The sequence below is a fragment of the Streptosporangium amethystogenes subsp. fukuiense genome, assembly GCF_042665875.1.
In the GTDB taxonomy this organism is placed as follows: Bacteria; Actinomycetota; Actinomycetes; order Streptosporangiales; family Streptosporangiaceae; genus Streptosporangium; species Streptosporangium fukuiense.
Genome location: NZ_JBHTEE010000001.1, coordinates 7,773,353 through 7,799,595, shown reverse-complemented (window position 1 = coordinate 7,799,595; position 26,243 = coordinate 7,773,353). Strand labels below are relative to the sequence as shown.

At 68.7% G+C, this 26,243-nt stretch carries 21 protein-coding genes; 11 read left to right on the top strand and 10 right to left on the bottom strand.

All coding sequences use genetic code 11. The features are described 5' to 3' along the window. Positions 1–57: 57 nt before the first annotated feature. The 4 genes from ACFQVD_RS34690 to ACFQVD_RS34675 all read right to left on the bottom strand — a co-directional run bounded on the left by ACFQVD_RS34690 (position 58) and on the right by ACFQVD_RS34675 (position 3,706). Entirely contained in the window at positions 58–465 is a 408-nt protein-coding gene (locus tag ACFQVD_RS34690; RefSeq protein WP_343972653.1) for a TOBE domain-containing protein, read from the bottom strand. A gap of 221 nt (positions 466–686) precedes the next feature. Then, the gene (gene recD2, locus ACFQVD_RS34685; RefSeq protein WP_343972650.1) at positions 687–2,834 is read right to left on the bottom strand and encodes an SF1B family DNA helicase RecD2; all 2,148 of its coding nucleotides are present in this window, start codon (positions 2,832–2,834) and stop codon (positions 687–689) included. 252 nt (positions 2,835–3,086) lie between these two features. Then, positions 3,087–3,404 carry a hypothetical protein gene (locus tag ACFQVD_RS34680; RefSeq protein ID WP_343972647.1) on the bottom strand — a complete coding sequence of 106 codons (318 nt, stop codon included), beginning with the start codon at positions 3,402–3,404 and terminating at the stop codon, positions 3,087–3,089. Continuing rightward, a complete protein-coding gene (locus ACFQVD_RS34675; RefSeq protein WP_343972644.1) occupies positions 3,401–3,706 on the bottom strand; it encodes a hypothetical protein in 306 nt (101 codons plus the stop codon). The genes ACFQVD_RS34680 and ACFQVD_RS34675 overlap by 4 nt, the downstream gene beginning before the upstream one ends. A gap of 152 nt (positions 3,707–3,858) precedes the next feature. Between ACFQVD_RS34675 and ACFQVD_RS34670 the strand changes: the two genes are divergently transcribed. From ACFQVD_RS34670 to ACFQVD_RS34635, 8 genes are all read left to right on the top strand, one after another. Beyond that, positions 3,859–4,101, top strand: a complete 243-nt coding sequence (locus tag ACFQVD_RS34670; RefSeq protein ID WP_343972641.1) for a GntR family transcriptional regulator — start codon at positions 3,859–3,861, stop codon at positions 4,099–4,101. Positions 4,102–4,398: 297 nt separating this feature from the next. Continuing rightward, positions 4,399–5,607 (top strand): ROK family transcriptional regulator, encoded by a 1,209-nt coding sequence (locus tag ACFQVD_RS34665; protein ID WP_343972639.1) that lies wholly within the window; start codon positions 4,399–4,401, stop codon positions 5,605–5,607. A 427-nt stretch (positions 5,608–6,034) separates the two neighbouring features. Continuing rightward, positions 6,035–7,504 (top strand): M14 family zinc carboxypeptidase, encoded by a 1,470-nt coding sequence (locus ACFQVD_RS34660; protein WP_364154226.1) that lies wholly within the window; start codon positions 6,035–6,037, stop codon positions 7,502–7,504. A gap of 160 nt (positions 7,505–7,664) precedes the next feature. Further along, positions 7,665–8,555, top strand: a complete 891-nt coding sequence (locus ACFQVD_RS34655) for a MurR/RpiR family transcriptional regulator (RefSeq protein ID WP_343972635.1) — start codon at positions 7,665–7,667, stop codon at positions 8,553–8,555. Positions 8,556–8,770: 215 nt separating this feature from the next. Beyond that, positions 8,771–8,965 carry a DUF5999 family protein gene (locus tag ACFQVD_RS34650; RefSeq protein WP_343972850.1) on the top strand — a complete coding sequence of 65 codons (195 nt, stop codon included), beginning with the start codon at positions 8,771–8,773 and terminating at the stop codon, positions 8,963–8,965. Further along, positions 8,949–9,491 (top strand): ATP-binding protein, encoded by a 543-nt coding sequence (locus ACFQVD_RS34645; RefSeq protein ID WP_386273115.1) that lies wholly within the window; start codon positions 8,949–8,951, stop codon positions 9,489–9,491. The genes ACFQVD_RS34650 and ACFQVD_RS34645 overlap by 17 nt, the downstream gene beginning before the upstream one ends. Before the next feature lie 194 nt (positions 9,492–9,685). After that, a complete protein-coding gene (locus ACFQVD_RS34640; protein WP_343972629.1) occupies positions 9,686–9,853 on the top strand; it encodes a hypothetical protein in 168 nt (55 codons plus the stop codon). 143 nt (positions 9,854–9,996) lie between these two features. After that, positions 9,997–11,346, top strand: a complete 1,350-nt coding sequence (locus ACFQVD_RS34635) for a phytase (protein ID WP_343972626.1) — start codon at positions 9,997–9,999, stop codon at positions 11,344–11,346. Between the two features lie 282 nt (positions 11,347–11,628). Here ACFQVD_RS34635 and ACFQVD_RS34630 read toward each other — a convergent pair whose 3' ends face one another. Next, positions 11,629–12,099, bottom strand: a complete 471-nt coding sequence (locus ACFQVD_RS34630; protein ID WP_343972623.1) for a MarR family winged helix-turn-helix transcriptional regulator — start codon at positions 12,097–12,099, stop codon at positions 11,629–11,631. Between the two features lie 76 nt (positions 12,100–12,175). Between ACFQVD_RS34630 and ACFQVD_RS34625 the strand changes: the two genes are divergently transcribed. Beyond that, positions 12,176–14,269 (top strand): MMPL family transporter, encoded by a 2,094-nt coding sequence (locus ACFQVD_RS34625; protein ID WP_343972620.1) that lies wholly within the window; start codon positions 12,176–12,178, stop codon positions 14,267–14,269. Positions 14,270–14,399: 130 nt separating this feature from the next. Here ACFQVD_RS34625 and ACFQVD_RS34620 read toward each other — a convergent pair whose 3' ends face one another. The 3 genes from ACFQVD_RS34620 to ACFQVD_RS34610 form a co-directional block, all read right to left on the bottom strand. Then, on the bottom strand, positions 14,400–14,897 hold the full coding sequence (locus ACFQVD_RS34620) for a hypothetical protein (RefSeq protein WP_343972617.1): 498 nt from the start codon (positions 14,895–14,897) through the stop codon (positions 14,400–14,402). Between the two features lie 85 nt (positions 14,898–14,982). Continuing rightward, positions 14,983–16,113 (bottom strand): NucA/NucB deoxyribonuclease domain-containing protein, encoded by a 1,131-nt coding sequence (locus tag ACFQVD_RS34615; protein ID WP_343972614.1) that lies wholly within the window; start codon positions 16,111–16,113, stop codon positions 14,983–14,985. A 270-nt stretch (positions 16,114–16,383) separates the two neighbouring features. Beyond that, complete coding sequence (locus ACFQVD_RS34610) at positions 16,384–16,569, bottom strand: hypothetical protein (protein WP_343972611.1); 186 nt, start codon at positions 16,567–16,569, stop codon at positions 16,384–16,386. Between the two features lie 271 nt (positions 16,570–16,840). On the opposite strand from ACFQVD_RS34610, the gene ACFQVD_RS34605 reads away from it, so the two are divergent. Next, positions 16,841–19,120, top strand: coding sequence for an ATP-binding protein (locus tag ACFQVD_RS34605; RefSeq protein WP_343972607.1), 2,280 nt, complete (start codon positions 16,841–16,843; stop codon positions 19,118–19,120). A 565-nt stretch (positions 19,121–19,685) separates the two neighbouring features. Then, positions 19,686–20,951: an MFS transporter gene (locus tag ACFQVD_RS34600; RefSeq protein WP_343972604.1), complete on the top strand. Its 1,266-nt coding sequence runs from the start codon at positions 19,686–19,688 to the stop codon at positions 20,949–20,951. 302 nt (positions 20,952–21,253) lie between these two features. On the opposite strand, the gene ACFQVD_RS34595 is transcribed toward ACFQVD_RS34600, so the two are convergent. Next, positions 21,254–23,365, bottom strand: a complete 2,112-nt coding sequence (locus ACFQVD_RS34595) for a hypothetical protein (protein WP_343972601.1) — start codon at positions 23,363–23,365, stop codon at positions 21,254–21,256. Between the two features lie 147 nt (positions 23,366–23,512). Further along, a complete protein-coding gene (locus ACFQVD_RS34590; RefSeq protein ID WP_343972598.1) occupies positions 23,513–25,678 on the bottom strand; it encodes a prolyl oligopeptidase family serine peptidase in 2,166 nt (721 codons plus the stop codon). Between the last annotated feature and the right edge of the window lie 565 nt (positions 25,679–26,243).

The window sequence follows — 26,243 nt, the reverse complement described above, 5'->3', positions numbered from 1 at the left end:
GCCACCCCACCGGAAGAGGCGCCCGTCACGTCACGTGCCCTGCCGCTCACCTGGCTGTCAGCTCGCCGTACGGGCGTGGTCGGGGATCTCCACCACGACGTTGGTGGACTTGATCACGGCGACCGCCATCACCCCCACCTCCAGGCCCAGCTCGTCGGCGGCCTGGCGGCTCATCAGCGACACCACCCGGTAGGGACCCGCGGCGATCTCCACCTGGGCCATCACCGAGTCCTTGATCACTTCGGTCACGATCCCGCGGAAACGGTTCCGCGCCGAGGAGAGCCCGGAGCCGTTCTCCGACTCGATCCGGGCACGCGCGAACGCCGCCAGATCCGCGCCCGCCACCATCCGGTGACCGTGCTCGTCCCGCCGGGCCACGAGCCGCCCGGCGTCCACCCATCGGCGGACGGTGTCGGGGCTCACCCCCAGCAGCGCGGCGGCCTCACTGATCCGAAACGTCGTCACACCAATCACCATACCTTTGCATATGCGGGCCTTTATCCCCATATCTCATGGCAGGCGCCTGCCCCGGGGTGGGTGCCCATGATCTAGCACCTCATCCTCGCCCTCCACGGAAGCCGGTCGAGCCTTCCCGCTCACCCGTCGTCGTGTTCGGCGATTCCCCGCATGCTTCCGGGGGGCCGAAACGCTCGGCGGGAGCGGATGGGCCGCTTCGGAGGCCCTCGTCAGTCACCGGTCAGAACGGTTCCGAGGCTCAGCGCGAGCCGGCGGGCGAGCCCGGTGTTGCGGCGGTGGCCGAGCCGCTGGACGGCCGTTTCCAGAGCCTTGCGCTCACCGACGACGACCACCCAGGACCGCGCCCGGGTGATCAGGGTGTAGAGCAGCTTGCGGCGGAGCATGACGCCGCCGGACTCGGTGACCAGCGGCGCGACCACGAAGGGATACTCGCTGCCCTGGGAGCGGTGGACGCTGATGGCGTACGTGTGGGTCAGCTCGTCGAGCTCGCCGAAGCCGTACTTCACGATCTGCCCGTCGTCGGTGCGGATCTCGACGAGCCGCTCCTCGGGGGTGATGGCGGTGACCGTGCCGGTGTCCCCGTTGAAGACACCCTTGTCGTAGTTGTTGCGGATCGGCATGACCCGGTCGCCGACCCGGAAGACCGAGGCGCCCGACCAGTGCTCCGCGACCCCCTCGCGAGCCGGGTTGAGCCGCTCCTGGATCATCCGGCCGATCTCGGCGGTCCCGGTCAGGCCCCTGCGCATCGGGCACAGCACCTGGACCTGGTCCGGACTCACCCCCTGCTTGCGCGGGATCGCCACCGTCGCCAGGTGCATCACCCGCTCGGCGACCTGCTCGGGGTCGTCGACCTCCTCGAACCAGAAGCCCCCGCCCCCGGGGGTCGGAGGCACCTCTCCGGCCCGGATCCGGTGAGCGGCCCTGATGATCCCGCTCCCCTCGGCCTGGCGGAAGACACGGGTCAGCCGGATCCGCGCGATCTCCTCGACACGCAGCAGGTCGGCCAGCACGCTGCCGGGGGCGATGCTGGGTAGCTGATCACTGTCGCCCACGATCAGCAGGTGGCTGCCCACCGGGATGACCGCGGTGAGCCGGGTGGCCAGGTGCAGGTCCAGCATGGAGGCCTCGTCGACCACGATCAGGTCGGCCTGCGCGGGCGTCTGCTCGAACAGCGCGCCGCTGTCGGGGTCCGGCTGGTGGGCCAGCATCCGGTGCACGGTCATCGCGGGCATGCCGGTGAGCTCCGACAGGCGCTTGGCCGCCTTGCCGGTCGGCGCGGTAAGGGTCACCGAGCCGCCCATCGCCTTCGCGGTCGCCGCGATGGTCCTGACGGTATGGCTCTTCCCGCAGCCCGGACCGCCGGTGATGATGGACACGGTGCTGGTCAGCGCCATGTTCACCGCCGCCCGCTGATCCTCGTCCAGCCCGGGATCCTCCTGGAAGGCGCGCATGGGCAGCGTCGAAGTGGCCTGGATGAGCCTGGTCAGCTGGGCGGTCAGGGTGAGTTCGCGGCTGTGCGTCTCCTTCAGGTACACCACGGCCTGCCCCCGGTCATCGGGCGACACCTCGACGACCACCCTGCGGTCGGCGACGAGGGCGTCGAGCGCCCGGCGGACGAGGTCGTGGTCCTGCTCGACCAGTTCGGCGGACTGGGTGACCAGCGCGACCAGCCGTACGTAGCAGTGCCCGTCGCGGCCGGCCGCCGTCTCCAGCCTGTCCAGGATCGCCGCCTTGATCCGCTGCGGGCTGCTCTCGGAGACCCCGGAGCGCAGGGCGATCCTGTCGGCCGTGGCGAACGCGATGCCCCTGACCTTGCCGATGAGCCGATACGGGTCACAGGTGAGGATGTCGCCCGACTCGGCGCCGAACACCTGGTAGATCCTGGCCGCGAGCAGCGGGCTGATCCCGAACCCCTGCAGGGTCACCATCAGCTCGGCGATCGCCTTCTGCTCCTGCCACGCGTCGGCGATCTGGGCCTGCCGCGCGGGGCCGATGTTGACGACCTCGGTGAGCCGTTCGGGCTCGGTGTCGATCACGGTCAGCGTCGTCTCGCCGAAATGGCTGACGATGGCGTGGGCGAGTCGCGGCCCGATACCCCGGATCAGACCGGAGCCCAGATAGATCCGGATGGCCCTGACCGTGGCCGGGACCAGCCGCTCGCACGCCGTGACCTCGAAACGCCTGCCGTGACGCGGATGCTCGCCCCAGCCGCCGATGAGCCGGAGCGTCTCCCCCGGCTGGACCCCGCCCAGCGCCCGGCCGGAGGCGACGAAGCCGGGCATGCCCTCGGCGCTCATCCGCGCGATCGTGTACTCGTCCTCCCGGACGTACACCAACTGCTCGACAGACGCCTCCACGACAGAGAGCCAACCCTCCTCTTCGCCCTTAGCGCATCAGACTAGGTGACCCGGTATCCCCGCAAGGCGTCATGCCCCGGACATCGCGTGCTCGGCGGGGCGGGTCAGGGGCACTGTGCTTTGCCGCTCTGAGGGCTCCTGCCTGAAAAACGCGGGCATGCCGCGTCACGTACCCGCACGGGGTGCTTCCTCACCCCCGTGCGGTACGTCTTCGATGGCACGATGGCCCCGGACCAGGGCTACCGTGCCCGCTCAGAAGTGGCCGATGCCGGCCGAGGTGGAGGTCAGCGCCCAGCGGTGCGGCAGGGCCGTCTCCACCTCCCGCATCTGCGCCTTCAACCCTTCGATCGTCCGGTCACACAGGAGCACCGGCTCGGGGGTCGTCCAGGTGGCGATGGCGTGGAAGAGGCGGCTGCCGGTGCCGTACAGGACGGACCAGCCGGGCCAGGCGATCTCCAGCATCGCGGCCTCGGCACGGGCCTCGTGGTCCCAGGTGTACTGCGGGACCGGGGCGACGGCCTGGCCGTCACGGTGACGCCCCCGGGCGGCGGCCAGACAGCGGCGAATCATGAGACCACCCGCCCGACCTGCTCCCGCTCCCCCGAGGCAGGAGCCTCCCGCATCTCCGGTTCGCGGGCCGCCTGCTCCTCCGCCTCGCGGGCGAGGTCCTCCTGCCGGTCGGCCTCGGCCCGCAGCGCCTCCAGGCCGTCGGCGTCGACGGTCCGTTCGGCCCCGGCGTGGGTGGCCACCTTGGAGAAGGGCCGCTCCCGGCTGGCCCACAGCCGCCCGGCGTCGCTGAGGATCAACCGCCAGCCGGGAATCGTCGTCTCGGGACCGGTGGGCTCCGGGTGGGTGGAACTACCATCTCTCACTGATTGGACCTCGATCCGATCAAGGGCCCGTCCGGTGTTCAGCACCTGGCGGGTTCGTGGTGCTTGAAGGGCACCATATCTCCGGTGTACTACCCCCGTCTAGCCTCTGGGGTAGCTATCAGGTGTCGAGGCTGGCCGCATAGGGTCATCACATGATCGATAGAGAGGGACCGGTCCCGCCTTATCGGCAGATCGCCGAGATTTTGCGCCAGCGCATCGCCTCGGGAAAGATCCCGCCTGGCCGCCGGATCCCCAGCCTCGTCGAGTTGGAAGCGGAGTTCCAGGTCGCACGCGACACCTTGCGCAAGGCGGTTCAGGTCCTCAAGGACGAGGGTCTCGTAGAGACCGTGCGCGGCATGGGCGTATACGTAAAGTCCGCATCCGTCTCTGAGTGAATCCTGGTCGGTAACGCCCGCCGATCGCGACTGCCGCGGACGGCGCGGAACACTCAACGAGGCTGAGACCAGCAATGGTGAGCACCTCAAAGCGGATCTTCAGCGCCTTACCGTGCAGAGCTTCATCACGTCCTGCCCCTCGGTGGTGAATCTGATGGTGACCCCCCGGAGGCTTCCGTCGTCAAGGGCTCGAAAGCATGGGCTCGGGTGGCGATTCCGCGGAGTGCGCTAAGAATCTAGAATCACCATTGTCGTCAGGCACAACGGCGACAGCCCCGAGTCGTCAGGATCCCCACGATGCTGAAAGCCGGTCCGTCCCAGGAGGAGATCCGCCGGCACAATCTGGGCACCCTGCTCCGGCATGTTCACCTGGGCGGCCCGATCTCCCGCACGGTGCTGGCCGACCGGATGGGCCTGAACCGCAGCACGATCATGGCGCTGACCGCGGAGCTCACCTCGGCGGGCCTGGTCCGCGAGGAACTCCCCACCGACACCCGCCGGGCGGGCCGGCCGTCGCTGGTGGTCCGGCCGGAGTCCGACCGGGTGTACGTGCTGGCGTTCGACGTCGCCGTGGATCGGCTGGTCGCCGCCAGGGTCGGGCTGGGCGGAAAGATCCTGGACCGCAGGGAGGCGGTCCGGACCCGCGCCGGGGCCGACCTCGACGACGTGGTCGAGGTGCTCGCCGGGCTGGCCCGCCGGATACACCGCGAGGCGGCTCCGGACTCGGTCTGTGTCGGAGTCGGCGCGGCCTACTGCGGCATGATCCGGCCCGGTGACGGGATGGTGCGTTTCGGGCCGAACATGGGCTGGGTGGATCAGGCCTTCGGTGCCGAGCTCGGCCTCAGGCTGGGGCTCGGACTGCCGGTCTCGGTGGGCAACGAGGCCCACCTGGGCGCGCTGGCCGAGCACGAACGCGGGGTGGGCATCGGCTTCGCGAACCTGGTCTACCTGCACGGGGATGTCGGCGTGGGCGGCGGGATCATCGTCGGCGGCAAGCTGCTGGACGGCGACGGCGGGTACGGCTGCGAGCTCGGACACATGATCGTGAACCCGTACAACGGGCGGCCCTGCGGATGCGGCTCGCGGGGCTGCCTTGAGGCGGAGGTCGGCGAGCAGGCCCTGCTCGACGCCGCCGGCCGGGCCTCCGAGCTGGTCGGCCACGACGGCATACGGGCCGTGGTGGACGCCGCCGACCACGGCGACCTCGCGGCTCAGAACGCGCTGGACCGGATCGGCGACTGGCTCGGCATCGGGGTGGCGAACCTGATCAACCTCTTCAACCCCGGATTGGTGATCTTCGGCGGAATGCTGCGTGACATCTACCGGGGCTCGGCGGCCCAGGTCCATCGCCGGGTGGCGGCCAACGGGCTGCTGATCTCCCGGGAGAAGGTACAGCTCCGCACCTCGGCTCTCGGGAACGACGTCACCCTGATCGGCGCGGCCGAACTCGCCTTCTCCGAGATACTGGCCAGCCCCCTGGAAGTGCTCGCCCGTAAGACGTCATGACCAGGCGTTCTCGCTGACCGTCGTACCGGTCGAGCCGCTGCCCGCGACCTCCCGGGGAACCGGTCGGCCCCATTTTGTAACAGACCCTTAACCACCATATGGCCCATGTCCCGATTGACTTGGCAGTCGGCGACCCACCACCGCACCTGAGCATCCGCACGACACCCCCACCCGATCCGGGTCGAGGCTCACCCGCCCGCTCCGGCCGCGTTTCGAGGACCTCTCTCACCCCCGACATCCCACACATGTGCGGAAATACCGTGGGCACAACTGGTTGACAACCATACATTCATGACCAAGACTAACTGAAAGTTTGCAATCAACGGTCGATGGCCGGTTATCCAAGAGCGCTCCCGAAAGAACAGAGCGGGAAGCAGCATGCGTTTCTGATGCCAATTCGTCCGTGGTTAGAAAGGTTCTTTTCAGCATGTCCTCAAGAGACTCGCAGTCCCCCACGGCCTGGAGCGCCAAGAAACGCGTTTTGACGCTCGCGTTGAGCGTCGGACTTCTGGGAAGTCTCAGCATTCCGGCGGCCACCACCACCTTCGCCGAGTCCACCGACATCGCAGCAACCGCCCAGTTGCTGGCAGCGCAGTCAACGACGCTGCCCAGCGGCCGGACCACCTACCGGACGATCACCGACTACAACGACGAAATGCTCGCGCTGAGCAATCAGCACCCCGACCTCGTCAAGCACATCACGCTGCCGCACAAGACCCGCCAGGGCCGCGAGGTTTACGGCATCGAGGTGACCCGCGACGTCAACGCCTCCGATGGCAAGCCCGTTCTGTTCATGATGGGAATACACCACGGGAACGAATGGCCCTCGGGTGAGCACACCCTGGAATTCGCCTACGACCTGGTGAACAACTCCGAAAAGGACCCGAAGGTCAAGCGCCTGCTCGACCAGGCGCGGGTCATCTTCGTCCCGGTCGTCAACGTGGACGGGTTCGTCATCAACCGGCGCACCAGCTGCGGCATCTCGCCGACGTGCGCCAGCAGCGGCGGAGTCGACCTCAACCGCAACTACCCCTTCGGCTGGGGCAGCAACGCGGGTTCCAACGTGACGAACCGCGGCCCGGCGCCGGCCTCCGAGCCCGAGATCCGGAACATCATGGACCTGACCACGAACAACCAGGTCACCGTCCTGATCACGAACCACACCTCCGGGCACACCCTCCTCCGTCCGCCGCTGGAGAAGCGCGCGGGCGACACCCCGGACGAGGCCGTCTACGCCGCCCTGACCGACGCGATGGCGGCCAAGAACGGCTACACGGGCATGAAGTCGGGCTTCGACTACGAGACGACCGGCGAGACCCCGGACTGGTCGTACTACGCCACCCGCGGCCTCGGGTTCACGTACGAGATCATGAAGACCCAGTCGACCAACAACACCTACCCCGAGGTGATCGAGGACTACCTCGGCACCGGTCGCTACGAGGGCAAGTCGAACCGTGAGGCGTTCATGGTGGCCCTGGAGTACGCGGCGGACCCGGCGGGACACTCTGTGATCACCGGCAAGGCGCCGAAGGGCGCGGTGCTGACGATCACGAAGGACTTCGACCTGTGGACCGCGCCGATCCGGCAGTCCAGCACCGTCCTCGACCCGCCCCAGGCGGTCCCCACCCACCTGGAGTCCAGCCTGATCGCCCCGACCAACGGCAAGTTCACCTGGCACGTCAACCCGTCGGTGCGGCCGGTCCCGGCCTACACCGAGAACGGTGTCGTCGCCACCGGCCCGGGCAACTTCCTCCAGGAGAGCTGGACGCTCACCTGTGCCCGCCCGAACGGTGAGGTCCTTGAGACGGTGAAGGTCACCGTCGACAGGGGCGAGCAGGTCGATGTGCGGCTGCAGGAGTGCAAGACCCGCTTCAACGGCAACGGCCCGAAGCACTGAGCGTGCCCCGATAAGCCGGGCGGTCCCCTGTGGGGGGCCGCCCGGTACCGCTTTCGCCCCACACTCTTGAAGTCATGCGGCCAAAACCCGATCACCTTGCCCGCCGGGCGGTGAGAATCATCGCTGGGTCCGTCACTCCACGGGGAAGGGAAGTTCAGGAATGGGGCACGCCAGGGAGACCGGCCAGCCGCTCGCCGTGCCGGACGCGTCGCGGATCGCCGCGAACCTGCGCGGGCTCTTCGACGATCACCGGCTCTCCCCCTCACAGCGCCGGATCGCGCGCTACCTGCTTGAACACGCGCAGGAGGCCGTCTTCTTCACCAGTGCCGACATCGCCGAGCGGGTGGGCGTCAGCCAGCCGTCGGTCACCCGCTTCGCCGCCGCACTCGGATTCAGGGGGTTCCCCGAGTTCCGGGACGCGCTTCGCTCATCGGTGTTCGGCGGCGTACAGCCGGCGCCACCCGCGGAGGACCTCAACGAGATCCAGGAACTGGTCAACTCCGAGATCCGCGACCTTGAGCGGCTGCGGGACAACCTCCGGGACCTGAGTCAGCTCCGCGAGGTGGCGGGTCAACTGGCCAGGTCACGTCCTCTCCTCGTGATGGGACTGCGGATCTCCGCACCGCTGGCGCACCTGTTCGGCCATCTCGCGGAGAAGGTGCTCCCAGACGTACGGGTACTGGACATCGCGGGCTCGATCGCGGAGGACCGGCTGAGCCGGGCGGCGGAATCCGGAGCCGAATGGGTGCTCGCCATCGGGCTGCCGCGCTACCCGCGCGAGCTGGAACAGGGGCTCACCTGGGCGCGTCGGGTCGGGCTGAAGATCGCCCTCATCACCGACCAGCCGGTGGGCCGGCTCACCGAGCTCGCGGACGAGGTCCTGCTCGCGCCGGTGAGCTCTGATTTCGCCTTCGACTCCCACGCCGGTCCCACGGTTCTGTGCACCGCGCTGCTCCACACCATGCTGGACACCCTGGCCACCGAAGGACAGACCCGGCTGGAGTCCTTCGACGACAGCGCGACGGAACGCCAGATCTTCCTCCCCTACTGAAAGGCCCCTTTCCGGCGTACCCGGGCTACCCCCATTGCGGTTAGCAGGTATGCCGGGACTGTCGTTGGCATGGGGCCCGAATGGGTGCTGCCAGCGCAGACAACGGGCGGCGGACGCGGCATCGTAGAGGGCGAAAGCAGCTCACCGGACCGGAACATCGGAGCCGGTGGCCCTCGAAGACTCTCCTGCGATCGTCAAGGATCGAGGTAATGGTCATGTGCCAGCACCAGCCTCCGTGCCCGCCCGCAAACGCCCTTGATCACGATGCGGCCCGCCTCGTGTCGTTCCACCCGGAACAGGGATGGGGATTGCTCTGCAACGGCGTGGTGCTGTTCGACGACACCGGCGAGCTGCTGCCCGATGGGCGCAGCGTCCCCGCCCAGAGGTGGTCCTATGCGCAGGCGGCCTGAACTCGCGTGCCGCCGGGGCCCCGCAGCTGAGTATGTGAGGCCCGGCCGGCCGGTCACCACGGTCCGGCTACGGCGGCTCCTCCACGGACTCGGCGAGCCCGCGGCCCGAGCCGTCCGCGCGGCGCGCGTCCGGCGGGCCTCGTGGACGCTGTCGCCCCACGTCTCGTCGACTCCCATGGCCCGGCGTCTCGTCCGCGCCCAGCTCACCGACTGGGGATACGACGGAGAGAGCGACATCGCCGAACTGCTCGTCAGCGAACTGTTCACCAATGCCCTGCGTCACGGGCGGGGAGCACCGATCATCACCCTTTCCCTCCGGGAAGGCACGCTGCGCTGCGAGGTCGAGGACGAGAGTCCGGCTCCGCTCCAGGTACGCGAGGCACCCGGCACCGACGAGAACGGCCGCGGGCTGCTCCTCGTCGACACGCTGTCCCGTTCCTGGGGCACCGGCCGCACGCGCACGGGGAGGCCCGGAAAGACCGTCTGGTTCGAGTTGCCCGCCCATCCGGCGTACCAGGCTTTTTGACCGGCCATCCGCGATGATCCTCGGCGGAAGCCGGGAGCCCGACCGGTAGCGATCACTCCCGCGGACGAGGGCATCCCAGTGATCGACAAGCCGTTCTTCAGGATCGGATCCTGACCTCGTTCCTGGGTTCCGCGCCTGACGCGACGCGACAGGCACTGGTCCCGGGCATACGAGCGACGATGAGGAGCGAGATCTTGACGACGTTCGGAACCTTCTCCCGAACGTCGGCCGGCCGAGCGGCGCGCGTGTCCGAAGTCGGCAAGCACGGCAGGGGTGATTCGCTGGTCGCTCTGCACACCGGGGCCTCCGAGGAGGAAGCACTCGTCGCAGCCCGGAAGGCGTTGCTCGCCATGCGAGCCTGAGCGGCAGCCTCCCGCCCCGACGCCTCGCACCGCGGCACGGTCGCAGCCGACGATGTCCTCCCCGCATGACGAGTTCCAGAGTTCAACCGGCGGCTATCCGCCGGTCAGATCCACGGCAATCTTCGTCGGGCACGCTCGAACACGTGACCCACATCCTGAAAGCCGCACTGTCGGTTGGCACAGTCGCCGCCGCCCTGCTCGCCGCCTCCCCCGCGACGGCCTTTCCCGCCGTTGGGCATCGGGGCGATCCCGCGGTCGTGACGACGGACAACGAGACGCCCGCCCTTTATGACGACGAAGAGGGAGGCAACGCCTCCGGTGACGACCCCGCCATCTGGGTCCACCCGAAGGACTCCCACAGGTCGATCGTGATCGTGACCGCCAAGGAGGGGGGCCTGCGCGTCTACGACATGAGATCCCGGGAACTCCAGTCACTGGCCGCGACCGAGGCCCCGCGGGCCGACACGGCCAAAGGCCGGTACAACAACGTCGACATCGCCTACGACATCACGCTCGCCGGCCGCGTGGTCGACGTCGCGGTCGTCTCGGACCGCTACAACGACCAACTCCGGTTCTTCGTCATCGACCCGGCCGGCGCCGCGGCGCGTACGCCGCTGACCGAGGTCACCGCGGCTGATCAGCGGTTCCTGTTCAACCCTGACCGTAAAGCCGTCGACGAGGAGCACACGGCGTACGGACTCGCCGTCTGGCAGCCGAAGCGCGGTGAGACGTATGCCGTCGTCACCCAGGAAGGTGCCACGACCCTCGCGACCGCGCGCGTCGTCGAGGTCGACGGCAGGCTCGGCTACACGAGCGTCAAGAAGCTGACGATGCCGAGCACCTTCAAGCTGCCGGACGGTTCGACCTGGTCCCCGTGTGCGGAGCCGGGCGTACTGCCGCAGTTCGAGGGTGTCGCGGTGGACCAGAAGTCGGGCGTTCTCTATGCCGCGCAGGAGGATGTCGGCCTGTGGCGGCTGCGGCTGCCGCTCGGCTCGGGCGGGCAGCCGACGCTCATCGACAAGGTCACCGACTTCGGCATCCACGACGCCTACGACGAGGAGTCCGAAGAGTGTCGGCCGATCGACCCGAAGGCCAAGGGCTTCGGCGGCAACCGGCTGACCGCTGACGCCGAGGGCGTCGACATCTACTACGGCCCGGGCTCGACCGGATACGTCATCGTGTCGAGCCAGGGAGACGACACGTTCGCGGTCTACGACCGGCAGGGCAAGAACGCTCCGGTGGGCGGCTTCCGGGTCAAGGGCGCCAAGGGGGCCGACGACGTCAACGGCTCCGACGGGCTCGCCGTGACGAACCGTCCTGTCGGTGACTACCGCCGGGGCCTGCTGGTCACGCACGACGAGCCGGAGAGCGGGCCCGACGTCGACGACGAACGTGACGCCACGAACTTCTCCTACGTCTCGTGGGGTGAGATCGCCGACGCCCTGTCGCTCAAGGTGACCACGAAGGCCGGAAACGACCCGCGGTTCCGCTGAGGCGGACCGCCACAGACCGATCGCGTGAATCAGGGACGCTCTCGGCTGACAAGGATCTCAATCGGAACGCCTCGGGGCATGGTCCTCCGAGGCGTTTCCGTTTTTCCGCTCGGTCGATCCCCGGTGGCCCCGGAACACGATCCATCCGGAATCAGGCGAAGCCCGCCGCGTGGGCCTGGAAGCCCTCACTGAGCAGTCTCCGCGTCTCCGTGGATGTGCCCCCTGCCGCCCGCGGCGAGCGAGAGGAACGCAACCGTTCGGCCCGCGCACTCGAAGACAAGGTCAGGAAGAACCCGGCTCGGCTCGCAACACGCCGAGCTCCCCGTTCATGGCGTCGAGAAAGGCTGCCACGGTGCGCAACTCCTCCGGGCTGAAACGCCGCAGGGCGTTGTCCGTGCTACGGCCGAGCGGGCCGAAGAAGGCCGCGGCGAATTCCTTCGCCGCGTCGAGGTAGTGCAGGTGGACCACCCGCCTGTCGTGCACGTCGCGAACCCGGCGAATGTGCCCGGCCCGCTCCAGCCGGTCGAGGCACGCGGTGACGGCACCCGACGTGAGGTTCAACTCCTCCCGCAGCCGCCCCGGAGTGATCGGCGACGGAGCGTCAAAGATCTTCATGAGGGCCTGGACATCTGTGGGGTGCAGCCCCTGCTCGTGGGCGAACTCATGGGCGATGCGGTTGAACTCGGCGGTCATCCGACGCATTCGTACCGCGAAGGACTGCAGGTCGATACCCACCTCGCGATCGCCGTTCATACCGCCATGCTACATTAATTCAACGATTGAGTATCTTGATAGTTGAGCTACATAGCATCACGGAAAGGTGATCTTCATGGCACGGCAACCGATCCGCTGGCTTGTTCCGGCACTGCTGGTGCTGGTCTGGCTGGCCGTCGGCGGGGGGCTGGGGCCGTTCGCCGGCAAACTCACCGAGGTGTCCACCAACGACCAGGCCTCTTTCCTACCGCAGAGCGCGGAGTCGACACGCGTACTGGAGGTGCAGGACAGGTTCCGCGAGGGGGAGACGCAGCCACTCATCGTGGTGTGGACCGCGGACGGGAAGAACATCACTCCCGAGCAGAGCGCAGCGGCGACTCGGGCGCTCGCCTCGCTGCGCGGCACGGAGGGCGTCGTCGGGACACCCACACCCGCCATCGGATCGGAGGACGGCCGGGCTCTGCAGGGCGTGATCCAGTTCAGTTCCGACCTTGAAGGCTCGCTCGGGGAGATCCTGGACCGGACCGGCTCGGCGGTGGCGGTCGACGGCCTGCGGGCCCAGCTCGCCGGACCGCTGGCCACCCGAGCCGACCTGTCCGGCGCTTTCGCCGGGATCGACGGCCTGCTTCTCGGGGTGGCGCTGATCACCGTGTTGATCATTCTGCTGGTGGTGTACCGAAGCGTGCTGCTGCCGCTCATCATCGTCACGGGCTCGGTCTTCGCGCTGGGCCTGGCATGCGCGGTGGTGTACTTCCTGGCCGACCGCGACATCGTCCGGGTCGACGGCCAGGTGCAGGGCATCCTGTTCATCCTGGTCATCGGCGCGGCCACCGACTACGCGCTGCTGCTGACCGCCCGATTCCAGGAGGAACTGGCCGCGACCGGCGACCGCTTCGCCGCAGGCCGCGTCGCGCTGCGGCGCTCGTTCGAGCCGATCGTCGCCAGTGCCGCCACGGTGGCCCTGGCCCTGCTCGCACTGCTGCTCAGCAACCTGACCAACAACCGCGCGCTCGGCCCGGTGGGTGCCATCGGCATCGTGTGCGCCGCCCTCAGCGCGCTCACCTTCCTGCCCGCGGCTCTCGTCCTGCTGGGCCGCGCCGCCATGTGGCCGGCGAAGCCGCGTCCGGCCAACACCGAGGCCCGCGGGATCTGGGGCCGGGTGGCCGCCCTGGTCGACCGCCATCCGCGCCGGCTCTGGATCGCCACCATCCTGCCTCTCATCGCCCTCGCCCTCTTCGCGCCGCAACTGAACGCCAGAGGCGTGCCGCTGGACGAGACCTTCGTGAACGACACACCGTCGGTGGCGGCACAGGCGGCGCTGAGCGAGCACTTCCCCGGAGGCTCGGGGCAGCCCGCGGTCATCGTCACCCCCGCCGAGCGTGCCTCGGCCGTGGAGAAGGCGGCCGACGGCGTCGAGGGCGTGTCCGACGCCGCGGCGGTGACCCAGAGCGGGCGACCGGGCGACGCCCCCAAGATCGTCGATGGACTCGCGCTGGTGGAGGCGACGTTGAGCGACGCGCCGGACAGCGAAGCCGCCCAGAACACGGTCAAGCGACTGCGCGCCGCACTCGCCTCCGAGAACGGCGTCATGGTCGGCGGGTACAGTGCCCAGCAGTACGACACGACGGAGACCGCGAAGAACGACACGCTGCTCATCGTCCCGGTCGTCCTGGCGATCATCCTGCTCATCCTGATCGTCCTGCTGCGCTCGCTGGTGGCGCCCGTGCTCCTGGTCGTCACCGTGGCGCTGAACTTCCTGGCCACCCTCGGCGTCTCCACACTGGTCTTCACGCACGTGTTCGGATTCACCGGCAGTGACGCGTCCGTGCCGCTGTACGGCTTCGTCTTCCTGGTCGCGCTGGGGGTGGACTACAACATCTTCCTCATGTCCAGGGTGCGCGAGGAAACCGCGCACCACGGGGCGGAGAAGGGGGTGCTGCGCGGGCTGGTCACCACCGGCGGGGTGATCACCTCGGCGGGCGTCGTGCTCGCCGCCACCTTCGCCGCGCTGGTGGTGATCCCCCTCGCCTTCCTCGTGCAGATCGCCTTCATCGTCGCCTTCGGCGTCCTGCTCGACACCCTGGTGGTGCGGTCTCTGCTGGTCCCGGCGCTGGTACGGGACCTGGGCCCGCGGGCTTGGTGGCCCAGCCGCCTGGGCCGTACCGAGGTACGGCAGGAGTCCCGGGAACTGACCGGGGCGTCAAGGTGACATCCGGCCCAGAAGGCAGATGAAGCCGGACACCCGCCCACAGCACAGCCCTTCAGAAGGGCTGTGCTGTGGGCGGGGTGGTCGACCGGTGGTGACGTGCGAGCCACCGGCCTGGTGCCGTGGCGGCCGGTCAGGTCCGGTCGATGTACCAGTTGCCGCAGAAGCTGCCGAGTATCGCGGTGCGCGCGCAGGCCCGGACCGCGTAGTGCCGCTGCTGGCTGGTGTTCCAGTTCATGACAAGGCTGCTTTCGGAGCTGGAGAACGGACCGCATTGCTTCCAGCCGCCGTTCGCGTTCACCTGCTCGGTGGTGGGGTACATGGGCAGGCTGCTGGGCATCCCGCTCAGGCTACGGTCGACCCACACCTGCTCGCCCGAGTAGTGGGGTGAGAGCCGGGCATAGCTGTAGTTGAAGCCACCGCCGTTCCACAACTGGAGGGTGCGGTCGCCCAGATTGGGGCTGGCACCGATGACGACCTGGTAGTAGTCGGGAATCCCGGACTGGTCGCATTCGGATGGGGTGGCACTCGCGGCGGAGATCGGGCCGGCGACCGTGAACGCCGCTCCGATGACCACGGCAAGAAGAATCCTCCTGAACCGCTTCGAGGGCGTCGCGCTGGTGCTTGTCATGACTGTCCTTTCATAGATGGGTCTACGTGATGGCCGGTCCGGTGCCTGACCTGGCTGGGGAACGCGAAGGGGGCGTCCCGGCGGCTCAGTTGGGATCGACCCAGAAGGCGTCCCGGTCCAGCAGTCGCTGGTAGCGGACGAGTGCTCCGAATTTCCCTCCCGCGCCCTCGTTCTCCGCCTCGGGGACCATGGCCCGGCTGAAGGCGCCGCCGCTCGTCCAGGCACCCTCCCAGGTGCGTGCCATGGGGTATTCGTCGCATGTCTGCCCTGAGGGACGGGGCAGCCAGTCGGGGCATGCCATGTCCCGGTTCTGCCTAACCTTGGCCGCGTCGGCCAGTCGGTGAAGGGGCGTGGTGCCGGGGGCCCCGGGAAGCCCGCCTGCCTGCGCCGTCCTGATGTGAGCGCTGACCGCCGGATAGTCGGTCAGTCCGCTGAGCGTGGGGGCGAAACTCGGTATGACGCAGCCGGCGCCGCTGAGAATCTTGTCGCAGCGAATGTCCGGCGAGGGGTAGGGGCCCTGGGCGGGCGGGAAATAGTTGATCACTTCCGTGTCCCCACCCGGATGCGTCAGCTGCAACTCATAGGTGGTGTGAACGGTGCGCAGGCCATCTTGGGGCACGTTCACCAGATGGGGTACGGGTGGGGTCAGAGACTGGGTGGAATTCTCGGGCAGTGTGATCGCGGGGCCGAAGTCGCCCGCCGTACAGCCGACGGAACAACTCGCCACAAGGCGGAAACTGATCGCGTCGTCCGGGGCCAGTTCCCCCTCGGAGAAGAAGCGGACGATCGCGAAGACATCGGTGAGTTCCAGGCTGTCGTAGAACATGCCGATGAAATGGATGTAGTTCACGGTGGTGCGGCCGAGCAGAAGCCCCGTGGTGGTGTCGTAGACGCTGACGGTCGCGTAGTTGATCAGGCAGGCGGCGAATCGCCTGGTCTTCCATGCGCTCTTCGACTGATCGTCAGGGGGGTCGATGCACCAGCCGGGCAGGGGCGGTGGGTCGGCGGCGGCGCTCGTCGAACTCAGGACCGATCTGCTGGGCCGTTGTGCCACCGGCGCGACGCACAGCACCTTCCTCTTGCCCTGACGGGCGAGTGACCGGAATCGATCACGGATGTGATCGCAGCCGGTCTCCGTCATCACCGTGGTGGTGGCGTGCGCGCCGGCATTCTGTGCCGAGACCGTCATCGACGCGCACAGCAGTAGAACCGACATTGTCAGAAACGTGATTGCTCTCATGCGAATAGTGCTCATGGCTTCCCGTAAGGCTGTAGGGCCGAGGGGAGAGGTGGAGGAAACGAACCCCGGCCCCGGGCCGGGAGTAAGGCAGCGGAAAGAGCTCTTCGGCGTGGCCGGAGCTCCGGGGAGAGAGCCCGGCGCCATTCCGCGTCATCAAGACGGCTGGGCCTGGCGAACCCGTCCGCGGAACCCGGCGGCCGGAGCGGGCCGGGCCACCCGCTCCGGCCGATCACCGGACGATTGCGATCAGCAGCTCACCATGCGCTCGTACTGGCCGATCTCGGTCCGGCTGTCAGGTCTGGCCGCCCGGCCCGTCAGACCTGGAGCCGCCTCGCCGGGGTTGTCGAGCACGGCGTTCTCGTGGACCGTGCCGCCACATGTCGTCCTGCCGTAGCCCACGTCGCCGCGCCGGGGGCCGTATCGGACGGTCACCCCACACGCCTCGCCGCCGGCCCATCACCATGATGGGAGCGATCGTGACGACCGCGCCCGTCATGGCGACCATCAGCGCTGCCCCCGCGGCGAGCGCCGCCTTCGCGTGCAGAACTTCATCTTTCCTCCAGTGGTAGAACCCCGGTGAGGTCCCTCCAGCGAACCAACCGCAGCGGCCCGGCGGCAGGCGCTCGACCGGCGGTTAACCGGCGGTTAGGCTGCGAACGCCACGAACGTGATCGAATACCGTGGATCGGCGGGAAGGGGATCGATGTTCGGCAGCGTGCTGCGTGACTTCCGGATTCGTGCACTGCTCACACAGGAGGAACTGGCCGCCCTGTCCGGCATCAGCGAGCGACAGATCCGCGAGATCGAGTCCGGCCGCGTCACAGTGCCCCGGTCCAGCACCGTCCGGGTGCTCGCCGACACGCTGAAGCTGTCCCCGGCGGACCGGGCCGTCTTCCAGCTCGCCGCGCAGCCAGACGCCGGACACCCACCGGTGCCCGCGCAGTTACCCGCCGACGTCGACGGATTCACCGGTCGTGCCGAGGCGCTGCGCGCGCTCGACGCGGCCACTGCCGCGGTGGTCACCATCTCCGGCCCGGCCGGAGTGGGCAAGACCTCACTCGCCGTGCATTGGTCTCACCTGGTCGCGCCGAGCTTTCCGGACGGCCAGCTGTACGTGGACCTGCGCGGCTTTTCCCAGCACGCCACGGTCGACCCCGCCGAGGTGGTCCGCGGATTTCTGGACGCCCTCGGGGTGCCGCCCGACCGCGTCCCGCCCGGCTTCGCGGCGCAGGTGGCGCTCTACCGTAGCCGATCCGCCGACCGCCACCTGCTGGTCGTGCTCGACAACGCCCGCGACGCCGACCAGGTCCGGCCGCTGCTCCCGGCCGGCCCGGCCACCCGCACGGTCGTCACCAGCCGTCGGCAGCTCACCGCCCTGATCGCCGAGACCGGCGCCGCCGCGCTGACGCTGGACATCCCGGACATCGAGGAGGCGGTCGAGCTGCTCAACCGCCGGCTCGGCACCGGCGCCCCGCAGAAGGCCGATTCGAACACCCGGTCACCCCGTTCCCGGTCCGCCCCGGACACCGGTCGGCGCCCAGGGGCTGAGGTCGCGGACGGTTACGCCGTGGCCGCGATCGCGGCCGCGTGCGGACGGCTCCCGTTGGCGTTGGCGCTGGTCGGTGCGCGGGCGCGGCTGACCGGCTTCCAGCCCGAGGCGATCGCCGCGGAGCTACGCCACCCAGGGGGCCGGCTCGCGGCCCTCGAGATCGACGCCGTGTTCTCCTGGTCCTACGATGCGCTGAGCCGGGACGCCGCACGGCTGTTCCGGCTGCTCGGGCTCGCCGCGGGCGCCGACATCTCGGTGGCCGCCGCGGCCGCGTTAACCGGCCGGGCGCTGCCCGATGTCCGGCGGACGCTGGCCGAACTGACCCACGCCAGCCTGATCACCGAGCATGCGCCTGGCCGCTACCGAATGCACGACCTGCTGCACGCCTACGCCGGCGAGCGCGCCCGGGCCGAGGAGGCCGAGGCCGTGCGGCAGGCGGCGCTGACCCGGCTGCTCGACCACTACACGCACACTGCCTACCACGCGGAGCTGGTGCTGAATCCGGTGCGCGCGCCCATCCCGATGACCCTCGGCGCGCCCGCGGACGGGGCCGAGCCGAAACACGTATTCGACCTCCCGGCCGCCCTGGCATGGCTGAAGACCGAGCACGCGGTGCTGCTGACCGCGCTGCGGCAGGCCGAGGAGGAGGGCATGCACCGGCACGCGTGGCAGCTGAGCTGGGCGCTGGACACATTCCTGAACGACCAGCGGCGCTGGCACGACGAAGGGGCGGCGTGGGCGGTGGCACTGCGCGCGGCGACCGCCATGACCGACCGCCCGGCGGCGGCGCACGCGCACCGCTTCCTGAGCGCGGTGAACGGCCGGCTCGACCGGTTCGACGACGCGCACGCCCACATGCGGCAGGCGCTCGAACTGAGTCTCACCGCCGGAGACCGGGCGGGCGAGGCGGAGAACCGCTTCGTGCTGTCCTACGTGTACTGGCTGCAAGGCGACAGTGAGCGTGCGCTCGACCAGGCCGAGCAGGCGTTGTCGCTCTTCACCGAGTTCGACGACCCGCTCTGGGCGGGCAAGGCCAGCCTCGCGGTGGGCTGGTACCACTCCGAGCTCGGTGCCTATCAACAGGCACTGGAGTTCCAGCTGCGAGCGCTGGATCTGCAGCAACGGGCGGGTAACCGGGCCAACGAGGTGGTCACCCTGGACACGCTGGGCCTGCTGTACCAGCGGCTGGGCGATCCGGAGACCGCGATCCGGCACTACGGGCGTGGCCTCCGGCTGGCCGGCACGATGGACAGCCCCGAATTACGGGCCCAGCTTCTCGGGCACCTCGGTGATGCGAGCGAGGCCACCGGGGACCCGCAGACGGCCCGCGAGCGCTGGCTGGAGGCGTACGAGATCTTCCGCGATCTCGGCCACCCTCAGGCCGGTGACCTACGCCGCAAGCTCCAGTCGCCCGGCTCCCGAGCCGCGACCTGAAAATAGCGGGATTCCGAATCGGCGTCCCACGGGCGGCTGTGGTGATGGACGTTGCCGTCAGTGCTCAGCGGGGAACGACCTGTGCCCGCACCCCGGGTAGATCGTCAAAGTCTGATTCTGCCTGCCCATGGGGTAACCCAAGTGCATGTCACCCTGCTAAACCCGCTCGCCGACGCGACACCCCGACAGCTCCGGACAACCTCTGCCGGCCTGGGACGAGACGAGCGGGTTGCAACGCGATCTCGCTGACAAGGGATGGCAGCGGAGCGCCTCCCTGGTCGATCTCCTCATGGCGGTGACGGCTCGGTACCGCAAGCTCACCGTGCTGCACGCGGACGCCGACTTCGACACCATCTCAAGTGGCCGGCGGGGACCACTCCCATCGACGACCTCTTCGAGAGGCTGCGGCAGAATCGGAATCCGACCATCGCTGGTTTCGATTTTCCGGAAAGCCCCGCCAATTCGGCATCGTCGAGATCTGGTCTGTGATCCGGCCTCGGGCTACCCTGATCGCACTGTGCTCTGAGCTTCAACGTGTCTGAATCCCATCCGCGCTGGAGAGCATGTGCCCGTCCCTAGGAGCCCGTGGCGGGCGCCGGTCGCCCTGGCGTACGCGACCTTTGTGCTGGCCGGGTTGAACGCCGGTGTGGGCGGAGTGCTGCTGCCCGCGCTGATCGGCGACTACGGCGTCGACATGACGACGATCGGGATCACCTTCTTCGTGTCCTCCGCCGGGTTCATGCTCGCCGGATCCGGTACGGGCCCGCTGCTTGAGCGCCTCGGTACGCGCCTGGCCCTCGCCATCGGCGGCGGCCTGTACGTGATGGCCACGCTGTACATGGCAAGCCGCCCGCCGTTCGTGGCCTTCCTGGCAGTGCAGCTGGTGGCCGGCTACGGCATCGGCGTGCTGGAGTCGGTGCTCAACGCCTACCTCACAGAGCTGCCCTCGGCCACGACGCTGCTCAACCGCCTGCACGCGTTCTTTGGTGTCGGCGCGCTTCTCGGCCCGTTGACGGCCGCCTGGATGCTGACCTTCCTGCCGTGGACGGCCGTGTGGCTGGTGCTGGCGGTGGCGTGCCTGCCGCTGGTGGCCGGCTTCCTGGTGGCCTATCCCAGGCACACCCCCGCGGGTGACGGTGCGGCCGAGCGCCCCGTGCCGGCGGGGCCTCCGTACCCAGACGCCTTGCTGCCTCCGGCAGACCCCGAGGGCTCCGAACCGGAGCGGGGCGGTCTGCTGACCGCCGTCATGCGCTCGCCCGCGGTGGCACTGGCCTCGGGGTTTCTCGCCGTGTACGTCGGTTTGGAGATCAGTGTAGGCAACTGGGGGTTCACCTTCCTGGTCGAGGAGCACGCGCAGACCGGCCTGACCGCCGGGTACATCTCCAGCGGTTACTGGCTCGGGCTGACCCTGGGCCGGTTCCTGATCAGTCCGGTCGCCACCAGGATGGGACTGACCGCGGTCGGCATGACCTACGCCTGCCTGGCCGGCGTGACGGCGAGCGCGGTACTCACCTGGGCGGCACCGGGAGCGGCCGTGGCCACCGCCGGTTTCCTCCTGCTCGGCTTCTTTCTCGGGCCCGTCTTCCCGACGGCCATGGCGGTGGTGCCTGATCTGACCACGGCCCGGCTGGTGCCGACCGCCATCGGCATCATGAACGGGATATCGGTCATCGGCGGCGCGGTGCTCCCCTGGCTGACCGGCGCCATCGGACAGAGCGCCGGTATCTGGACCCTGATGCCCTCCGCCGTGCTCCTCGCCCTGCTGCAGTTCGCCCTCTGGCGGATGATCGTCGCCCGAATGACTGCAGAGAGACCCGACCCTGTCATATAAAGCATCTTTTCCAAGGCGCGCTCCCTACACCGCCTGGAGAACCGTCCGCTTCGCCGACGTCGGAATCACCGACAAGTACTGCTACGGCAAGTAATCGGCGGCGTTTCGCAGCGGACCGGTCGTGAGGAAGGCCCAAGAGCTGGATATACCAGCAGACCCACCGGGGTCTACCTGGAATCGAACCAGGTTAGAAGGAAGCTCTCAGATGGCCTCACGACCAGAATGCGAGGAAAGCGGGAAGGCTAGGATCCAAATCGGGTGTGAGAAGGAAGCCCTCCCATGGCCTCGCGATCTTCACGATATCAGGCGGGAATCAGTTCGTGCAGCGTCCCTGGCGTGTACACCCGCGAGCCCGGCGGCAGGTCGGCCGGCGCCGCCAATCCGATGTAGGTGGTGTGCTCCGCTGAAGAGCCTCTCTTACCCAGCAGATCGGCCAGGTATCGGACTCGCAGGTAGTCGCGTTCCACGATCGAACGCGTCAGCAACGAGGTGGTGACCCGGTTGCCCTCCACCTGGTTGAAGCCGGGACGTCCCTTCAGGTAGAGGTGCAGCCACTTCACCCGCCATCCGCCGTTGTCATCACGGAGAAAGACAAGCGGCAGGGCGATCCGGCCCGAGCCCCGCAGGTCGGACTTCGTACGCACGGTACGCGGCTCGAACGGCCTGCCTTCCTGCCCGGCTTCCCTGGTCATATAGCCGAAGAACGCCTCGGCAGCCTCGTCGAACGGCTCTCCGTCGTAGATGTTGACCTGCGGAATGATGATCGGCCGAGTCGCGTCGGCGAGACGGATGTTGATGAACTCCGACGCGCCGTGGGGTGCCTCGGTGAGGTCACCGGAGTACTCGGCGAAGTCGTTGCCGTAGTTCGTCCACGAGATGTGCGTCGCGTTGCCGTAGGAGGCGTCGAGCATGAGCGCGGACAGGTCGTAGTCGGTGCGCCGCTCAGCCTGCCGCCAGTGGACGAAGAATCTGAGCAACTCTCCGTCCACCGTCGAAAGCGAGCCGCGGGGCAGCATGCCGAGCCCGGGCGAGACGGCCTTGCCCGAGAGCGGCAGGGCGACGTCGAGCACGTCGGGATCGACGATCAGTGCGCCGGGATCGGGGAGGCGGCGGACGATCTCCTCGTCCAGGATGGCGAGCGCCCGAGACAGGACCTCCTCCTCAAGCGGCGAGCGGGAGTCGGGCGTCGCCCATGCCCTGCCGTACCGGTTGGTGAAGACGCGGCCGGAGGCGGGGGCGAGCCGGTTCTGGAGGTGCTCGCGCAGGGACAACAGGAGGCGGCCGGAGGCGCCCGCCACGGCGTTTTCCGCGGCGTCCAGCACGGTCGGCGCGGAAAGGCCGATCCGCAGCAGGTGGTCGAGGCGGCGCAGCAGCGCACCGGGCGCCTTCCCCAGCAGTTCGACGGCGTCGGAGGTACGGCCCGCCGACAGTGCGGCCTCGACGCGGCTGTCGAAGCCGACGGCCCTACGCACGCCTCTGGCCACCTCGAAGACGGCGGCGGCACGTGGGAACCGCGGGTACTCGTGGGGATGCAGCCGCTCGCCGAGCCGCTTCCACTGCTCCCGATGGCGTGGCACGTCACCGAGCTTGGCCGGGGAGGCGACGGTGTCCAAGGCCTGCAGCAGGGCGCGACGCTCGGCGCGGCGGAACGAGCGGATCCTGGTGGGGGTGGCCAGCGTGACATCGCCGCCGGAGCAGCCGCAGGCGAGCCGGAGCACGTCGGTCACCGTGTCGACGAGCAGCGGCCGGCCGGCGGCCAGCCGCACCTCGTTGATGACCGCGCGGTTCTCACGCATGGGGATGCGCTCCGGCTGGTCAGCGCAGAACGACGCCAGGGAACGCAACGCCGCCAGATCCTCGGCGGCCGGCGGCACCTCGGAGCCCGCCAGCGAGAAGTAGAGCTCACGCGCCTCCGATTCCAGGCTCCCGCCCAGCTCCAGCACGGTCACCCGGTCCCCGGCCAGCGGGATCAGCTCGGCGTGAGCGGCCAGCAGGTCGGCGTAGGTGTGCCGGTAGCGGCCATAGCCCGGCAGAGTCAGCAGGTCGAGCGTCGGCGGCTGGACCCGCGCGGCGGCGACCGGGTCGAGCAGGGCCTCACGCAGCAGACCGGCCCAGAACTCCAGGGTGTCGGGCACGTTCGCGGGAAAGTCGACGAAGTAGACGTTGTGCTGGACGTGGTCGCCCACCAGGCCGCGGACGGTGGCCAGGACCCGTACGCCGAGATCCGACACGGTCTCGCCGGGCAGCCTCGTCAGGTGTTCGAGCAGAGCCGCCGAGCACTTGAAGCCGACGCTCAACAGCGCGGCGTCGAGCTGACGGGCGGCCGTCTCCCCCCGGCCCGGCGCGAAGGCGTCGGGAGCGTCGACGGGAACCCGAAGCCGCCTGGCGATGACGAGGCTTTCAAGATTTTCCACGAGCGCACCTTATAACCGGAACACGCCTGTAATCTGCAGGTTTTCCGGGAGGCGATGACGCCTGTCACCTCAGTCGATCCGGCTTCGGAACGCGAAAGCCGACGTCTGGTCCCGAACCATCCGAAGCGGGACCGGAACGCAGGATCTTCAATGCACTTCCAGCCCGTCTCCATGTGGTTCCGCGGCGGTCTCGTGAAGACGCGTGGTTGCTTTCTTCGGTGACAGACCGGTGTGTTCTCCGGCGAAGGCCAGGATGTCCGCGGTCAGGGCGCGCTCTTTGCTCGCGGGAGAGGCGGCGTGGGCGGTGTCGGGCTCTCGGCGCATGAGGATCGGCCGGTCACCGCTGGTGGCGTTTTGGAGGGCCGCGCACATCTTGGTGACGTGCGCCTCTCCGGTCTGCAGATCGGTCACCGCGCCGGTGAGCAGGAATGCGGGATAGGAGTCTCCGGGTGTGACGTTGTGGTACGGGGAGTACGCGAGTAGCCATTGGAGTTGTTCGGGCTGGGAGGCGGTCCCGAATTCGTCGGTCCATGTGCACCCCAGGCCGAAGTGTTCGTAGCGCACCATGTCGCACAGCGGGCCTTCGGCGATGACCGCGGCGTACAGGTCCGGCCGCTGTGTGGCGGCGGCGGTGACCAGTAGCCCGCCGGCGGACTGACCAAAGATCGCCAGTTGGTCGCGGGTGGTTCGGCCGGTGTCGATGAGCCAGGTCGCGGCGTCGTTGAAGTCGCTGACCGCGCGATGTTTGTGTGCTCCGCGGCCTGCGTCGTGCCAGCGTTGGCCTTCTTCGCCGCCTCCGCGTACACAGGCGACCGCGTAGGTGCCGCCGGCGCCGACCCACGCGGCCGCCGCGGGGAAGAACCACGGGCGCATCGGCATGCCGAAGCTGCCGTAGCCGTAGAGGAGGGTGGGGCGGGGGCCCCGATGTTCTTCGGCCGGGGTGAACAGGAACAGCGTGATCTCGGTACCGTCGCCGGCGGGATAGCGAACGCTGCGGCTGTGAATCTCCGGAGTGTGTCCGGCTGTCGTGGCGCCGGTTTCCTGTTCCGTCCTCCCGCTGGTGGCGTCGTAGCGATAGATGGTGGGAGGCGTGGTCGCGTCGCAGTAGCTGAACCACGCGTGATGCCCGTGTGGGACGTTCGTGCGCAGGGACGACACGACGCCCGCACCGGGAAGGGGCAGACCGGTGAGCAGCCGCCCACTGGCCAGGTCGTGCAGTGTCAGGGTGGAGATGCCGTGGCGGGTGCGTGCCACCAGCAGAAGGGGCCGTGGAAGCGCCGGGTCGTCCAGGACCAGGCACTCGTCCAAGGGGGCTTGGGGATCTTCGGCTACCAGCGCGCGCCACGCGGCCGGGTCGGTGTCGTGCCGGTGCGCCACGCAGATGCGGCCACACGGGGCCTGGTGGTCGGTGACCAGCAGCAGGTCGTTGTCCGCGAGGAAGCGTGGGAGAACACGGGCGCCTATGGCGCGTCCGTCCACGGCCTTGACGAAATGCGGGGCTTCCGGATCGACGAGCTCGGCCACGTACACATCGTTGTGTGAGGCGGGGCCGACCATCGCGGTGATCGCCAGACAACGGCCGTCGGCGCTGACCGTGAGCCCGTAATAGTGGTCCGGGGCATCGTCGCCGCCGAACACCACCGCGTCGGTCTGCCAGGGGGAACAGATCCGGTGCAACCTCACCCGCCGCTGCAGACGCATGTCGCCCGGGGCCAGTTCCTCATCGGGAACACGGCTGACGTAGTAGAACGCGTCCCCTCCCGGCAGCCAGGCGAGCGAGGTGTTACGGGCGCGTGGCAACGGCCCGTCCAGCACCTCACCGGTACGCGCGTCCAGCACCAGGATGTCGCTGCCGGGCTGCTCGGCGACCTCCATCTGGACGGCCACGCGTTCGCCCTCGCGCGACGGCCACCAGGCGTGCAGCCCGGTGTGGCCGGACGGATCGATCTCTACCGGATCGACCAGCACCCGCCTGTTCCCCTCGGTGTCAACGACGAGCAGGCGCCGTTGCTCGTCCCCACGGAGCTGCTCGGCAAGGAACATGACCGAACCACGCACCATCGGAGGCTCCGAGACGCCGAAGGATGACACCTGATCCACCAAGGACGCCCACGATCGCCTCTCACGCCATCCGGCGCGATACGCGCGGAAGAGATGATCCTGGGCCGCGGCCCAGTCCCGCACGCGCGCGTCATCGCCGTCTTCCAACCACCGGTAGGGATCGGGGACCGGGAATCCGAACAGATCCTCCACCGCATCGCTGCGCCAGACGGCAGGGTAGAACAATCGCACCACAGACGCCCCCCGATGCATCGCCCCGCCTGCAACAGGTCGAGGCACTGCGGCCTTTACGCACCGCAGCACCTCGGCTCATTCAGCTACGACTCGCCGCGAAGAATGTCCGCCTGCCAGCCGCGTACGCCCCCAATGCGGGTAGTCGGAGTGGAATCACGATACGGTAGGTAGCCATTCATGTCAGCCTCCCGGATTCGTTGATTCGCCCGGAATGAGCGATTACGACGACAAGTATCCCCGGGCCCGGGATCGATAAACACCGGCGTCACCCTCGATGGTGAGCGCCAATCCTCCTGGATCCTCGGCGCACGGACCTGCCATATCGACTATCCTCCCGCTAAAATTTCAGGTAAAAGAAAAAGGCATACTGGAATGCCGTGTTCGGATCGATCTCAATTCGGAGCCTTTCGAGATGGCCCCCAGGGCCGGCGGCGTTCTCGAATCGTGAGACCGGGAACGATCGGCAGGTCGCCGAAATCATCGCGGGCCCGGCGGGTTCCCTCGGACCCGCCGGCGTCCGGCTGATCCGCGACCCGGACGAGGACGGCCTGCGGATCGCCGCGTGACATCCCCCTTGGACGTG

Coding starts and splice junctions, on each gene's coding strand:
- ACFQVD_RS34680 (WP_343972647.1), bottom strand. CDS start 3,404: ATGATTCGCCGCTGTCTGGCCGCCGCCCGGGGGCGTCACCGTGACGGC.
- ACFQVD_RS34670 (WP_343972641.1), top strand. CDS start 3,859: ATGATCGATAGAGAGGGACCGGTCCCGCCTTATCGGCAGATCGCCGAG.
- ACFQVD_RS34665 (WP_343972639.1), top strand. CDS start 4,399: ATGCTGAAAGCCGGTCCGTCCCAGGAGGAGATCCGCCGGCACAATCTG.
- ACFQVD_RS34660 (WP_364154226.1), top strand. CDS start 6,035: ATGTCCTCAAGAGACTCGCAGTCCCCCACGGCCTGGAGCGCCAAGAAA.
- ACFQVD_RS34655 (WP_343972635.1), top strand. CDS start 7,665: ATGGGGCACGCCAGGGAGACCGGCCAGCCGCTCGCCGTGCCGGACGCG.
- ACFQVD_RS34650 (WP_343972850.1), top strand. CDS start 8,771: ATGTGCCAGCACCAGCCTCCGTGCCCGCCCGCAAACGCCCTTGATCAC.
- ACFQVD_RS34645 (WP_386273115.1), top strand. CDS start 8,949: ATGCGCAGGCGGCCTGAACTCGCGTGCCGCCGGGGCCCCGCAGCTGAG.
- ACFQVD_RS34630 (WP_343972623.1), bottom strand. CDS start 12,099: ATGAACGGCGATCGCGAGGTGGGTATCGACCTGCAGTCCTTCGCGGTA.
- ACFQVD_RS34625 (WP_343972620.1), top strand. CDS start 12,176: ATGGCACGGCAACCGATCCGCTGGCTTGTTCCGGCACTGCTGGTGCTG.
- ACFQVD_RS34620 (WP_343972617.1), bottom strand. CDS start 14,897: ATGACAAGCACCAGCGCGACGCCCTCGAAGCGGTTCAGGAGGATTCTT.
- ACFQVD_RS34615 (WP_343972614.1), bottom strand. CDS start 16,113: ATGTCGGTTCTACTGCTGTGCGCGTCGATGACGGTCTCGGCACAGAAT.
- ACFQVD_RS34605 (WP_343972607.1), top strand. CDS start 16,841: ATGTTCGGCAGCGTGCTGCGTGACTTCCGGATTCGTGCACTGCTCACA.
- ACFQVD_RS34590 (WP_343972598.1), bottom strand. CDS start 25,678: ATGCATCGGGGGGCGTCTGTGGTGCGATTGTTCTACCCTGCCGTCTGG.